At 62.7% G+C, this 13,044-nt stretch carries 14 protein-coding genes; 3 read left to right on the top strand and 11 right to left on the bottom strand.

Going from position 1 to position 13,044, the window contains the following annotated elements:
• Nucleotides 1-65 precede the first annotated feature (65 nt).
• On the top strand, nt 66-545 hold the full coding sequence (locus EKO19_RS23595) for a MarR family winged helix-turn-helix transcriptional regulator (RefSeq protein WP_129779156.1): 480 nt from the start codon (nt 66-68) through the stop codon (nt 543-545).
• Between the two features lie 11 nt (nt 546-556).
• A complete protein-coding gene (locus tag EKO19_RS23590) occupies nt 557-976 on the top strand; it encodes a DUF1398 domain-containing protein (RefSeq protein ID WP_129780242.1) in 420 nt (139 codons plus the stop codon).
• Between the two features lie 167 nt (nt 977-1,143).
• Here the strand turns inward: EKO19_RS23590 and EKO19_RS23585 are convergent, their stop codons facing one another.
• Entirely contained in the window at nt 1,144-3,090 is a 1,947-nt protein-coding gene (locus tag EKO19_RS23585; protein ID WP_129779154.1) for an alpha/beta hydrolase family protein, read from the bottom strand.
• A gap of 83 nt (nt 3,091-3,173) precedes the next feature.
• Complete coding sequence (locus tag EKO19_RS23580) at nt 3,174-4,088, bottom strand: AraC family transcriptional regulator (protein WP_129779152.1); 915 nt, start codon at nt 4,086-4,088, stop codon at nt 3,174-3,176.
• A 92-nt stretch (nt 4,089-4,180) separates the two neighbouring features.
• On the opposite strand from EKO19_RS23580, the gene EKO19_RS23575 reads away from it, so the two are divergent.
• Nucleotides 4,181-4,996 carry an SDR family oxidoreductase gene (locus EKO19_RS23575; RefSeq protein WP_129779150.1) on the top strand — a complete coding sequence of 272 codons (816 nt, stop codon included), beginning with the start codon at nt 4,181-4,183 and terminating at the stop codon, nt 4,994-4,996.
• A gap of 3 nt (nt 4,997-4,999) precedes the next feature.
• Here EKO19_RS23575 and EKO19_RS23570 read toward each other — a convergent pair whose 3' ends face one another.
• From EKO19_RS23570 to EKO19_RS23530, 9 genes are all read right to left on the bottom strand, one after another.
• On the bottom strand, nt 5,000-5,254 hold the full coding sequence (locus EKO19_RS23570) for a hypothetical protein (protein WP_129779148.1): 255 nt from the start codon (nt 5,252-5,254) through the stop codon (nt 5,000-5,002).
• A gap of 66 nt (nt 5,255-5,320) precedes the next feature.
• Nucleotides 5,321-6,370, bottom strand: coding sequence for a hypothetical protein (locus EKO19_RS23565; protein WP_129779146.1), 1,050 nt, complete (start codon nt 6,368-6,370; stop codon nt 5,321-5,323).
• A gap of 6 nt (nt 6,371-6,376) precedes the next feature.
• Nucleotides 6,377-7,525: a hypothetical protein gene (locus tag EKO19_RS23560; RefSeq protein WP_129779144.1), complete on the bottom strand. Its 1,149-nt coding sequence runs from the start codon at nt 7,523-7,525 to the stop codon at nt 6,377-6,379.
• Between the two features lie 106 nt (nt 7,526-7,631).
• Entirely contained in the window at nt 7,632-8,168 is a 537-nt protein-coding gene (locus EKO19_RS23555; protein ID WP_129779142.1) for a GNAT family N-acetyltransferase, read from the bottom strand.
• A 20-nt stretch (nt 8,169-8,188) separates the two neighbouring features.
• The gene (locus tag EKO19_RS23550) at nt 8,189-9,184 is read right to left on the bottom strand and encodes a hypothetical protein (protein WP_129779140.1); all 996 of its coding nucleotides are present in this window, start codon (nt 9,182-9,184) and stop codon (nt 8,189-8,191) included.
• 10 nt (nt 9,185-9,194) lie between these two features.
• Complete coding sequence (gene flgL, locus EKO19_RS23545; RefSeq protein ID WP_217705540.1) at nt 9,195-10,109, bottom strand: flagellar hook-associated protein FlgL; 915 nt, start codon at nt 10,107-10,109, stop codon at nt 9,195-9,197.
• Between the two features lie 16 nt (nt 10,110-10,125).
• Nucleotides 10,126-11,505, bottom strand: a complete 1,380-nt coding sequence (flgK, locus tag EKO19_RS23540) for a flagellar hook-associated protein FlgK (RefSeq protein ID WP_129779138.1) — start codon at nt 11,503-11,505, stop codon at nt 10,126-10,128.
• Nucleotides 11,506-11,617: 112 nt separating this feature from the next.
• The gene (locus EKO19_RS23535; protein WP_129779136.1) at nt 11,618-11,911 is read right to left on the bottom strand and encodes a rod-binding protein; all 294 of its coding nucleotides are present in this window, start codon (nt 11,909-11,911) and stop codon (nt 11,618-11,620) included.
• A gap of 3 nt (nt 11,912-11,914) precedes the next feature.
• Nucleotides 11,915-13,039, bottom strand: coding sequence for a flagellar basal body P-ring protein FlgI (locus EKO19_RS23530; protein ID WP_217705539.1), 1,125 nt, complete (start codon nt 13,037-13,039; stop codon nt 11,915-11,917).
• Nucleotides 13,040-13,044 lie beyond the last annotated feature (5 nt).

Here is a 13,044-nt window from a genome sequence, read left to right as displayed (position 1 = left end):
CCTTAACTCAAGCCTGGCGGTGTCGGCCAGCCCGGTTCTTGACGAAGGTTTCCCTAGAAACCATAATGGTTTCCAACGACACCTTTTGGAATTCACGCGTGGCCAACCCGCTCGAATCGCACATCGGTTACTGGCTGCGCATGGTGTCCAACCAGGTGTCCGGTTCATTCGCCCGCGCGCTGCAGGAACGGCAGATCTCGGTCGCTGAGTGGGTGGCGCTGAATCAGATCGGCAACACGCCGGACCCGACACCCGCACGACTCGCGGATTCAATGGGCATGACGCGCGGCGCCGTTTCCAAAGTGCTCGACAAACTCGACGCCAAGAACTGGATCGCGCGTACCACCAGCGATCAGGACAGCCGCGTGCAATTTCTGTCGCTGACGGCCGCGGGTCGTCGCCTCCTCCCGCAGCTGACCGCGATCGCGGACGGCAACGATGAACGTTTCTTCAACGCGTTGACGAAGAGCGAGCAAGCCACGTTGCGCGGCCTGCTGCGAAAGCTGGCCGACGCGCATCACATCACTCAGACCCCGGTGGAATGACCATGACCGACATCAGCAAGGCAGTCGCGAATCTGCAGGCCGCTCAGCAGCGCGCCATGGCGATCCGTCCGAAGGTCGGCGGCTTCCCCTATCTCGCCGAGACGCTTCGATCCGCAGGGGTTTCAAAAAGCACCTGGTCGCTGCCCTCTTGCGAGAGTCGTTACGACACGCTCGAGGGTCCCGTGGTGATTCAAGGCACATCGCTGATCAGCGGCGCCGCCGACGTGCCGCGCTTCGATCAGGACGCGCTGATCGCAGCGATTCGTCGCGATCAGTCGGGCGACGCCGACTTTCCGGAGTTTCTCGCTTCGGCCTGGCGGGCCGGCGTGATCGGCTGGGAAGTGGATCTCAACGAGCGGACCGTCACCTACTACGGCTGCGGAGATGAGGAGTACGTGGAGCGGTATCCCGCCGTCGAGATCGTCAGTTAGTCAATGCACGCGCGCACCGCACGCTCAGCTGCGTGCTCTTGAGGGTCGCTGACAGACCGCTCACCTGACCGCCGATTCGATGAGACCGGTCGTCCTTGCAGTCCGCCAGGGAAAGCCCCAACGCAATGATCAGAAAATAACCCGGCGGCCTCATGCTTGGTACGTCTTCAACTTTCCGGAGCCAGATTCTGCGCCAGGAACTTCTCCAACTCCGTCAGTAGCGTCACGCGATCGGACTTTCGATTCAGCTGATGGCCGGCATCCTTGAGGAAAATGGCCTTGTGAGACTTGCCGGCACTCTTCAGCGCCGAGGCCATCTGCCGCGAATGGTCTACGTCCACCTGGATGTCACGCTCGCCGTGGAGCAGGAAGATAGGGATGGAGATCTTCGACACGTGACGCAGCGGCGAGTCTTCCTTCAGCTTCTCTTTGTTGGTGCCGAGCTGCTCGCGCACGATGGCGCGGTTGCTGAAATAGCGGGATTCGCTCAATAGATCCTTGAGGTCGCTGACGCCCGCGATGCTTGCCGAACAGCGATACAACTCGCCGTTCCGAACCGCGGACAACAGCGCCGCGTAACCGCCGAAACTCCAGCCGACGACGCAGATGCGTTTCGGATCGGCGATGCCCTTCTCGATCGCCCACTTGGTGCCGTCGGTGATGTCGGCGTAAGTCAGGCCGCCCCAATCCTGATGCGCGGCGTGGAACCAGTCGCCGCCGTAGCCCGAGGAGCCACGGAAATTCATCTGCAACACCGCGTAGCCGCGGCTCACCAGGAACGCGCGCAGGAAGTCGAAATCCCACGAGTCGCGAGCGATCGGGCCGCCGTGAGGCATGACGATCAGCGGCAACTTCTCCGCTCGCACCCCCGGCGGCACCGTGAGATAACCAGGAATCTCCACTCCGTCGCTGGCCTTGTACGAGATCGACTGCATCTGACCGATGGTCTTGGGATCGAGCTCCGGATAGGCCGTATCGATCCTGTAGATCTTCTTTTCGCCGGCGCGCAGCAGATAGTAAGTCGGGCCTTGCACGTCGCTATAGGAGCGAACGATATAAACCTTCCGGTCATCCGAATAGTCGCTGAGCACATTGAAAGTGGTCGGCAACGCGCGATTGATCACCTCGACCTGCGCCCGGGTCGCCTCGTCGGTGTAGTGCACGAACGGCCGGTCGGTCTCGTAGTAGATGCCGATCAGCTTGCGATCCGGCGTGAGAATCGGATCCGATGCGTCGACATGCGGATGCGAGAACACCAGCTTGGGCTCCATCTGATCGGTGAGGTCCATTTCCCAGAGCGCCTCGCGGCCTTCGTAGGTGCCCTGGGCAAACGCGCGATTGGTACCGGGCATGATGGCGATGGGTACGAGCTCATCGCCGCCGCCGAACACTTTCACTTTCGCGAGCGGCAGCCATTTCTTCTCGTTGTCCATGCGCGCGAAATATTCCAGCACCGCGCTGTCTCGCCGGTAACCGTAGCCGAAGCGGACGTTGCCGGCGCCGTCGGTGGCGTAGCCACGGATCGGATAGTAGTCGCGACTGCGTATCACGCGACGGCCACTGTTGACGTTGACCTCGTAGATCGCCGGGTAACCGGTGCGATCCATGTCGAGCGCCATCAGGACCGTGTCGGGCTCATTCGGCGTCCAGTCCAGGATGTCGTCCTGGAACTGCGTGCGCCCGGCGTCGGACTCCTGCAGCAGGACCTTTTGATTGGCACCGTCGGCGTCGACACCCACCATGCGCGAGATGCCGTAGAAGATCGCCCCCTCACGCACCGTCGCCGTCACACCGCAAAGGACGCGCTTGTTGTTCGCCCAACCGCACCAGCTCAGATCGTAGTCCCCCGGTCGCGAGGCGAAGATGAATTTCGGTCCGGCGCTGAAATCGGCGGGCACGGTGGCCACGGCTTCCGAGTCATCGACGCCGGCGATCAGCATCAGCTGCTTGCCGTCCGGCGAGATGGCGACGTTGCGGATGGCGGGAATGCGGGCGAATGCGTCGATGGGTGGCGGCGTCACCGTGTCGGCGTGGACCGAGGTCGCCCCCGCCAGCAAACACACCGACTGCAAAAGAAACTGTCGAAAACTAATTCCGTTAGTGCTGGCGTTCATTGAGTCCGACCCGCTGAAGGACGGCGCGATTCTATACAAAGCAACGCCAAACCGGTGTGATTCAAGGCGCGTTATGTTTCAAATCAGGGCAACGCCTGGCGTAGCGCCTCCAGGAACTCCTTCGGCGAGGAGCCCGTCTCGCGACTGAACGCCGTGCTGAAGGCGCTGGCCGACTGATAGCCCACCGCCAGCGCGGTTTCGGCCACCGACATCTGTTCATGCGCCAGCATGTTCTTGGCGACTGCGATCCGCCATTGCAATAGATAATTGAGCGGCGTGGTGCCGATGATGCGGGCGAATCGATCGGCAAAGGAAGATCGCGACATGCCGGCCTGGCGCGCGAGGGAATCGAGCGTCCACGGATGCGACGCTTTCATGTGAATGCCACGTAACGCGATAGCGAGTTGCGAATCGCGCAGGCCCGCCAGCAACCCGCCCGACTTCGGTTCGGAGGGTGCCGAACGCAGCGCTTCGACCAGCATGATCTCGATCAGACGGGTCAGCACCAGCGCCTGCCCCGGACGCTTGTCGCTCGCTTCGCGTTTGATGAGCTCGACGATGGGGGCGACGTTACCGCTGGCAGGGTCGCTGGCCTGGATATGCAACATCGGCGGCAACAGATCGACCAGCATCGACGCGTTGATCGGATCGAACGCGAAGTAGCCGCCCAGCAACGTTACCGACGGCGCGAGATTCATATCGCCATGAAAGATCTCATCGACATGTTCGCTGGGTAACTTCAGCAGCTTGGGCTTCACTTGCAGATCGCTGGCCATCGCGAATCCAGGCGTCGCCGGAAACAGGATGAAATCGCCGGTTTCCAGCCTGGTCGGCCGCGCGCCCTCGGTGGTGAGCCAGCACGGGCCGGCGATGACCAAGGCAAAGCTCGGTTGCCCGAACGCGGGATAGCGAATGCCCCAGCGACCGGCGCCGCGCACGACCTTGGACAGAATGGTTTGTGGCTTGAGCAGCGTGACGACGGCGGCCAGCGCATCCATCTTGGACTCTCGCAAACGAAACTTGGACGGCCTCTTATAGCTCGTCCAGCGAGCCAGGGCTACTGTCTCCCCATCAACCACGGAGACAACCCATGACTCACACCGTCCTGATCACCGGCACCTCATCGGGCTTCGGCCTCGCGAGCGCCAGATTGTTTCTGGCCCGCGGCTGGAATGTCATCGCCACCATGCGCTCGCCCGATCCAACGCTGTTCGAGAGCAGCCCTCGACTGCTGGTGACCGCGCTCGACGTCACCGCGCCTCACACCGTTGCCGAGGCCGTCACGAAAGGCATCGCCCGCTTCGGACAGATCGACGTACTGGTCAACAATGCGGGCGTCGGATTGTTTGGTGCCGCTGAAGCGACACCGGCCGAGCTCACCCGGCAGGTGTTCGAAACAAACACCTTCGGCGTGATGGCGGTTGCTCGCGCGGTGATCCCTCACATGCGTGAGCGTGGATCGGGCACGATCGTGAATGTGACTTCCAGCGTCGGCATCGCACCGATGCCGCTGGTCGCGGTCTACACCGCGAGCAAGTACGCGATCGAGGGTTACTCCGAAGCGCTCGCGCATGAGCTGGGAGCGTTCGGCGTTCGGGTCAAGATCGTTCAACCCGGCTTTGCGCCCACGACCAGCTTCTCCGCCAAGTCCGGCGGTCGCAGGGAAGATCTGCTGCCCACCGCCTATGGCGCCTTCGCGAGTCGTTATCTGGCATCGATGCAGAACTATCCGACTGCCTACACGGCCGAAGCGGACGTCGCCGAAGCCACTTACGCCGCCGCGACCAGCAGCGACGACAAGCTGCGTTACCCGGCGGGCGCGGACAGCGTGATGCTGGCTCAATTGCGCGAATCGCTTTCCGAACCCGAATTCATGGGCCGGATGCGAACCATGACCGGCGGCTGACCGTTATTCGCTTTTTTCTTTTTTCATGGCGCGTTTGGCTTCCTTCGCGCCTTCCTTGACAGCCTCGCCCACGTCCTTGGCGGCATTGCCAACGGCCTTGCCGACCTGTTTGGCGCCGTCGCCCACTTCCCGGGCGGCGGTGCCGACGGCGTGACCGACTTCCCTGGCGCCCTCTTTGAGCGTGTTTTCCTCGGCAAAGCCGGGAGCGGCCAGACCGGCCGTCAGCAGCGCCAGGGTCAGCAAGGCGGGCAATTTCATGGTTGCGGGCCTATCAAATAAAAGATGGCACACATGTACAACCGCCCAGGGCGATTGTCCAGTACCTCAGGGCAGCGGCTGCACCAGATCGCCGCGCTTGAAATGATCGTTGAGCCCCGGGATCGCGCGCCACAGGAAATCGATACGAAACTCCCCGGGCTCGAACGGCTGCGGCGCATCGGAGGCGACCGCATAGAAATACGCCCGGGTCCGGTCCTGATGACGCTCATTCAACAGCGCGATCATGCGATCCGACAACGCCGGCGTACCGTCCACTTCCCACTCCTCGCCGTCCCATTGGAACCTCACGATCTGCGGCCAATTGGGCACATTGGGCGGGGTCGTCGGATTGAGCGTCCGAAAGCTGCGCGCGGCCGGCAACGTGCCGAGCGGATGAACCGCGGTAATCATCTCTCCCCAATGCGAATGAACGTAGCAGTCATAGAACGTGCCGTCGCGCTCGACGATGGGGCCATCCACTTTGTATGGAACCGTGCGCATCGCCAGCAGTTTTCGCAGCGCCGCTCGATAGCGCTCGGTAAGAATGCGGGGCCGATCCGATGCGAGTTGCAGATAGTCGGCCACGGGCACGCGCTGCTCGAAACTGGCAGCGGTCGTCTCGATCAGCTTCATTTGATCTTGCGCGGAGGAGCGCTTGACCCAGGTCATGTGACCGATCGTGAGCTGACGATCCGGATATTCGCGCACGACGATGCGAGCGTCGTGCTCGCTCGCGTTGACTTCGTGCACACCTTGGCCGATGCGATACTCCCCTTGCGTGGTCCACTTGATGTTGTCGGTGCGATCGGCAGCGCGACTCGTCAACGCTTTTAAAGCGTCCGACCGACTGTCTCGATGCCACGCCGCAATCGCGAGCACTTCGGAGACCGGCCGGTTGCTGCCCATCAAGAAGATGGAGCCCGAAGTCTGATCGAACGAAAACAAGGCGAAGCCCTCGCCTTCCCGGGTGGCATAGGGATCGAGCCGGCTCGGCACGTCCACGAAGCCCAGCTCGGCCAGCGGCTGGCGCTTGGTCGAGCCCGTTCCAAAGAACATGCCCGCGCTGGCCACGGAAATGCCACCGATCACGAGCGCCACGATCCAATAAAGATGCATAGATCCTCAGGAAGCGCACCAGGCGAGCGGCCCCGGCGCGTCGAACAGCAGCGGTTGCCAGGTCCAGCCGGCGTCGGTGACGGTGCGAATCAACGGCCCTGTCGTTTGTTGTAAATCCACGCCCGGGCCCCGGCGGAAGAACGTGATGCCCCGTTGCAATTTCCAGTTGTATTCACCCGAAGGCGACTCGCGACGGCCCAGGTATTCGAGCACTTTGACCCGATGACTCGACTCATCGAGCTCGAGGACGTAGCGATGCATGCCGACTTCGCCAGGGGTGTCGTAGTCGACTCGCACTTCCCATCGCCCGTCGCTCAGGCGAGTGACCGGCACCGTTGGCGATGCAAGGGCCGCGATCCGCTGATCGAGTCCGGCTGCGCTGAGCGGCGTTTGCACGATACCGGCGGGCTGCACGCGCGCTGCCCAAGCGGCGCCTTTCAAGAACCACAATGAGGCGAGGATGACCAGAATCACGATGGCGCCACCGGCTACGCGCCCGCTGTCGAATGCGGCCACCCATGGCGGACGAATGTCAGTCGGCGTCGTCAGCACTCGGGTCTGACGCATGCGGGCTTCGATCGCTGCCCGGTCGGGACCGGTCCACATGAAAACCGCGCGACCGAGTCGTTGAAGCGCAATCTTGTCGCCGATGGGCGTGCGCGTGCCAAAAGTGGTCGTGCCATCGCCGGACGTGTTTCTCGGCGAGAACATCGTCCACAACGCAGCGGCCCCCGCGCGGGCCGCCTCTTCATCGGCGAATCGTGCCGCAACCGCCGTTTCGCCACTGAAATGTATCAGCAGCTGCGCGACTTCCGCCCCGCCCAGCGCTTCGACGAACACGGCCCGAGCGTCCTGCAGACGAGCCCGGTCGACATCGGCGCCAAAGATCGATTCCGGTCTGGCAAACGTTCCCACACCGGCAATCGCAGCCGCATCGACCGCGGGTTTTGCCTTGGGCCAAACAGCCATCACGCCGTGCCCGAGCAGCTGGGGCACGCAAATAATGGCGAAAAACACGCCGACGAAGACCACGGGCCGCAGCGACAGGCCGGCACTGCGCATTAACAATGCAACGGCGGTCAATACCAGGGCAGCGACCAGCATCACTGCACTGACGATGACCAGCCCCAAATTATTCTGGAAGAACGCGCCCACCCGGCCCCGCGGTGTTGTTATTTGTCGGTCGTGGCGCGGCGACTGTAGTCAGGCTTGGGCGGCGGTTCAAGTGCCGCCTGGCACGGGGTAACCGGAGGGCGGTGAACTACCTGCGCTTGGTCATGGGCACGAACGTGATGCTCAACCCGCCCGGCAACGGGTGTTCGAGCGGCTGGTCGCCGACATAGCCACAGACTTCATACAAGCGCTTGCCAGGCAACGTGGCCATCAATGCAAACTCGGTGAAGCCGGCATGTGCAGCTTCCGTTTCGCAGCGATCCAGCAGCATGCGCCCCAGCCCGCGACGGGCATGGCGCGAATCGATGAAGAACGCACGAACGCGGGCTGCGTCGACGGCGGGATCCAGATACGAATCATCCCGGCTCTCACGCGTGTCGCTGCCGAACAGCGTCTTGCGTTTACTCCAACCGCCGCAGCCGACGATCTCGCCAGCCTCGGATTCGATGACGAAATAGGTTTGATCACGGATCAGCGCCGTGTCGACGCCGAAGGCGCCGAGCAGCGCGGCTTCGATTTGTGCCGGCGTGTAGTCGTCCGCGCCGAGCTCACGAATGGAGCGCGCGATCAGGTCACGCAGGATGGGTTCGTCGGCGAGGGTCGCCGGTCGCAATCGATAGTCCACGCCATCGATGTTAGCAAAGGTCAGGCCGGCGGAGCGGCCAGCAGCGACGAAACTGTACGCTTGGAAATGCCGGCAACTGTCCGGACCGTCGTGCTGACCGCCTCGCCGTCGGCGCGTTCCAGCGTGTCGGCGAATCCAGCCGCGAAGTCCTGCCAATAGGCGCCGCGTGCATCGGCGACCGAGCCACCATCGATGCTTTGAGCGGCCTCTTCCAGGACCCCGCGAACGTCGCCATACGACTTGCGAATCAGCAGCTGAGCCTGAGAAATATCCTGTAACGCCTGGCGAGGATCGGCCGCGTTCCAGTGCGACGGCTGAATCGCCTGCTCCGCCACGACGGTACGAACGTGATTGAACTGACCGGTCGGAAAGCGCCGACCGCCGCCGCGAATGGCCAGCGAGTCGCGAATCTGCGGCCAATCCTTTTCCGAGACGCTGAACGCCAGCTCGCCCCTGGCATCGCGCGTCGCGCGCACGCCCATCGGAGTCAATGCTCGATCCAGCGCGGTGACCATTGCAGTTTCGGACTGCGTCGGATCGACCGTGATGGAGCTCGCCTGGCGCGACCACTTGCCGACGGCAAAGCTCAGCGTTTCGGTATCGCCGTTGCGTAATGTTTCGAAACTCAAGCCGCGGACGGAGAATTCCTGTTTCGCTTTCGCGTCCGAGTTGAACTTCAGATTGCCGTCCAGCGTGCCTGCGCTCGCCGAGGCGCGCTGCTGCCAGAACTGATTGAATTTCTCGATGGCAGCAGCCGCATCGCCGCTGTTCATCTCCTTGCGGAGTACACGCAGCCGGGCATCGGCTTCGGACAGGAACTGCAACGCCTGCTGCGCGCCCGAGACCTGACGATTCAGCTGACCGTCGTATGACTTCAGCCCGGGGCGCAGCGTGGTCCGAGCCACCGGCTCGACTTTGCCGACCGGCGCGGGCAATTCGGTACGAGTGAGCGAGACGCTTTCAACAGCGCCCCGCGCAGTAACCTGACGGCCTGAATCGACGACTGAAAGTTGCATGGACAAGCAACTAGATCGCGTCGAACAACGACAGCTTGCTCACCTGCGCATACGCCTTCTGCGTCGCCTGCACTGCCGTCGTATAACCGTTCAATTTCACCGCCGCGTCGCTGTAGTCGAGCTGCCCCAACGTCAACGCCGCCTGCTGGTTCGCCAGACTGACGTTGGCGTGACTGGTCTCCAGCGTCGCAAGAATATTCTGCGCGCCGCCCAGGCCCGCGATGCGGCCGCTGATGCTCTCGATCACATCGTCGAGGGAAGCCATCGCCGAGTTGATGTCGGCACGCACGGCCGGATCGTTCACATTGGCGCCCGGCGTCTGCAACGTCGTGAGCACCTGCTCCATCTGATTGAGCATGCCCGCGATTTCCGGCAACGTGACGTTGGAAGGCTGCGTCACGCCGGGACCGACCGCCACTCGCTGCGATTCGGTGTTGCCCGTAAACGTATAACGAGAGCCGACCGGCGCGGCCGGATCGTAAGTGATGGTAGCCGTGTCGACCGCCGTGCCCGAGAAAATGTAACGACCTTCCGCGTCGGCACTGTTCGCCACGTAGAACATGCTGTCGAGCAGCGGCTGCAACGATCCCGCCATCGCGGCCACGTCTTCCGGCGTATTGGCGCCGTCGCCGGCCCACACGAGCAAGTCGCGCGCGCTCAACATGTCGTTCGACATGCTGGTGAGATAAACCTCGTTCTGCGTCAGGCGACTTTGCAGAGCGCCGATGTTGTCGCGGTATTGATCGAGCGCCGCCTCTTCACGGTACAGGCGCGACAGGCGCACCGTGGTCACGGGATGCTCGGAAGGCAGCGAGTATTTCTCGCCGCTGGCCATCTTCTGCAGAATGTCCTCCAGACGGAAGGACGCCTTCTGCAAGGCCGTGTTCATCGTGGTGTGATACTGCGTGCTCGAGATGCGCATCATGGGCGTGGCCTCAATATCAACCCAACATGGCGAGCGTGTTGTCGAACAGCTCGTTCGCGACCGCGATCACTTTCATGTTCGCCTGATACATCTGCTGGTACTGCATCAGATTGATGGCCTCTTCGTCGGTGTTCACGCCGCTGGTCGACTTCCAGCTCTCCTCCGCCTGGTTACGTACGGTCTGCGCGGTGTCCATGGCGGCCTGGTTCTGCTGACTGTCCATGCCCAGCTTCGCGACCAGCTGCGTCGATGCGTCGGACAGCGTCACCGAACCGATGCCCGGCAGCGTAATCGGGGAGGAACGCACACCGATCAACGCAAGCAGGTTGTCGCTGTTACCGCCGGCGGTGGCCGACGATGAGAATGCGAGTTGGCTGCCCTGAATGCCCGGAGTGACGCGAAGCATGCCGGCGGCGGTCGTCGCATCGTAGGTAAACAATGGGACACCCGGCGTGCCGTCCGGCGCGAAGCCCGCGGCCAGCTGCGTGTTGACGGCATCCGCCAACTGCTCGGCCATGTCGCCGATCGACTCGATCATCGGCATCAGCGTCTTGGTCTCGTAGTCTTCCAGGCCGCCGAGCTCGCCGCCCAGACCGGTTTTCGGCAGAACAAACGATTCCGAAGCGAAGGCAACCTGCAGAGTTTGCGAGCCGTCCGGATTGGTGGTCGCGCTCATGGTCGCGGAGCGTCCACCGACGACCAGCGGCTGGCCGCCGCGCAACGAGATGCTACGGGTGCCGTCGGCCTGATCGACCACCTGCAAGGCTACCAGCCCGGCGAGTTCGTCGATCTTCTTGTCGCGCGCATCGAGAAGCGCCGACGGATTCACTCCGGTGCCCTGAGTGGCCGCGATCTCCTTGTTCAACTCGGCGATGTCTTTCGACAGGCCGTTGATCTGAGTGATCGTGGTGTTCCGCTGCTGCACGATCGCCTGGCGCTGATTCGACAGCACTTGCGTGAGGCTGTTGAAACGCTGCGCGAGGGCGTCGGCGGAGGTAATGATCTGTTGACGCAACGGGGTCGAGGTGGGATCGACGCTCGCAGCGTTGAGCGCGCCGAAGAACGCATCGAGTCCATTGTTGATGCCGGACGCCTCATCGCCCATCACCTGCTCGAGCTGCGTGAGATACGGCTGCGCCGTCGTGCGCTGGCCCAGATCGGAGGCGGCGCTCCACATCTGCAGGCTCTTGTAGCTGTCGCTGAAGCGGATCAGTGCCGGCACGGCCACGCCGCTGCCGGCGCTCAGCACGCCCGTCTGCCGAGGCGCCACCGACGCCAGCAGCACGCCCTGGCGCGTATAGCCCGGCGTCATGACGTTGGCCACGTTCTGACTGGTGGCGGCCAGGCCCGCCTGCGCAGCCAGCGCTCCCGACAATGCGTTATAGATGATGCTCATTGCTGGAATGGAAAGCGACCCGCACCACCCAAAACTTAAAAGGGCACAGATTTATTTTCAGCAGCCTGGCATAGACCCGCGGCCATGCCGAAGAAAATAAATCTGTCCCCTTTTAGGTCTTCGGCAGCAGCTGACGCACGATCACGTCGGCGATGCCGAACGCGCGCTGCCTGGACATCACATCGGCGACCGACGTGTCCGCGTAATCGAGCATGTCGCTGTTGGTATTCTTGCCGTAGATACTGTCTTCGCCGGCGATCTCTTTGGTCGCGCTGCGCATCTGACGCAGCATCTGCGAAATGAAGAAGCTTTCGAACTTCTCCGCCGCCTGCTGTACCTTGGCGCGATAGATGATGTCTTCATCGGACGATGTCGTGGCCGGCGATGAAATGGCGTTGACGTTCATGGCTCAGATCACCGTCAGCTCGCCTTCGATCGCGCCCACTTGATCCAGCGCCTGCAGAATCGCCATCAGGTCGTCCGGCGTCGCACCCGTGCTGTTGACCGTATCGATGATGGCCTGGAGGCTCACGCCTTCCGGCCACTGGAACATGCGACCCTCATCCTGCGTGACCGACACGTCGGACTGTGGCGTCACGACGGTCTGCCCCTGGCTCAGCGGATTCGGCTGACTCACCTGCGGGTTCTCGCTGATGATGACTTTCAGACCGCCGTGGGAGATCGCGGCGGAACGCACTCGCACGCCTTCGGAGATCACCACCGTACCGGTGCGCGAATTGAAAACGACTTTGGGCAGCTGCGCGCCGACATCGACCGGCAACGATTCCAGGCCAGCGACGAACGCAACGCGCTGCGTCGGATCCATCGGGGCCATGACTTCCACGCTCGTGGCATTACGCGTCGTGGCGACCGAACCGTAACGTTTGTTGATGGCCTGAACGATATTGGTCGCGGTCTGGAAGCTCGGCAGCTTCAGACTCAGCAGCACGGTCGGACGCGTGTCGAAGTCGGTCTCGATCTCTCGCTCGATGGTTCCGCCGTTCGGCACGCGACCGGAGGTCGGAGAATTCACGGTGACGCTCGAACCACTCTGCCCTTGCGCCGACAGACCGCCGACGACGAGGTTGCCTTGAGCGAGCGCGTAGACTTCCGAATCCGCGGCACGCAGCGGCGTGAGTAGCAAGAGGCCGCCACGCAAGCTCTTGGCGTCGCCCATCGAGGAAACGGTGATGTCGATCTTCTGGCCGCGACGATAGCCCGGCGGAAACACGGCGCTGACCATGACGGTCGCGACGTTGCGCAGTCGGGGATCGGTGCCTTCGGGGAGCTTCACACCGAACTGCTTGAGCATGTTGGCCACGGACTGGCCGGCGAACTTCACCTGCGTACCGTCGCCCGTGCCCTGCAAGCCGACCACCAGGCCATACCCCAGCAACTGGTTCTCACGCACGCCTTCGATGCTGACCAGCGAACGCAACGGCTTGGTCGGCGCCAGCGGCGCCTTGGCCGTCGCATTGGCACTCGACGCGCTGATCAGCAGCGCCAGCGCCAACGTGCGAAGAATTCGTGACATCAACA

It is taken from the genome of Peristeroidobacter soli (genome assembly GCF_004138485.1).
GTDB classification, from domain to species: Bacteria; Pseudomonadota; Gammaproteobacteria; order Steroidobacterales; family Steroidobacteraceae; genus Steroidobacter; species Steroidobacter soli.
The sequence above is the reverse complement of the archived record's forward strand: the minus strand, read 5'-3'. Positions and strand labels throughout refer to the sequence as shown.

What these genes read in the sequence shown, in the direction of transcription:
- EKO19_RS23595 (WP_129779156.1), top strand. Translation starts at nt 66, where the DNA reads ATGGTTTCCAACGACACCTTTTGGAATTCACGCGTGGCCAACCCGCTC.
- EKO19_RS23585 (WP_129779154.1), bottom strand. Translation starts at nt 3,090, where the DNA reads ATGAACGCCAGCACTAACGGAATTAGTTTTCGACAGTTTCTTTTGCAG.
- EKO19_RS23580 (WP_129779152.1), bottom strand. Translation starts at nt 4,088, where the DNA reads ATGGATGCGCTGGCCGCCGTCGTCACGCTGCTCAAGCCACAAACCATT.
- EKO19_RS23575 (WP_129779150.1), top strand. Translation starts at nt 4,181, where the DNA reads ATGACTCACACCGTCCTGATCACCGGCACCTCATCGGGCTTCGGCCTC.
- EKO19_RS23570 (WP_129779148.1), bottom strand. Translation starts at nt 5,254, where the DNA reads ATGAAATTGCCCGCCTTGCTGACCCTGGCGCTGCTGACGGCCGGTCTG.
- EKO19_RS23565 (WP_129779146.1), bottom strand. Translation starts at nt 6,370, where the DNA reads ATGCATCTTTATTGGATCGTGGCGCTCGTGATCGGTGGCATTTCCGTG.
- EKO19_RS23550 (WP_129779140.1), bottom strand. Translation starts at nt 9,184, where the DNA reads ATGCAACTTTCAGTCGTCGATTCAGGCCGTCAGGTTACTGCGCGGGGC.
- flgL (WP_217705540.1), bottom strand. Translation starts at nt 10,109, where the DNA reads ATGATGCGCATCTCGAGCACGCAGTATCACACCACGATGAACACGGCC.
- flgK (WP_129779138.1), bottom strand. Translation starts at nt 11,505, where the DNA reads ATGAGCATCATCTATAACGCATTGTCGGGAGCGCTGGCTGCGCAGGCG.
- EKO19_RS23535 (WP_129779136.1), bottom strand. Translation starts at nt 11,911, where the DNA reads ATGAACGTCAACGCCATTTCATCGCCGGCCACGACATCGTCCGATGAA.
- EKO19_RS23530 (WP_217705539.1), bottom strand. Translation starts at nt 13,039, where the DNA reads ATGTCACGAATTCTTCGCACGTTGGCGCTGGCGCTGCTGATCAGCGCG.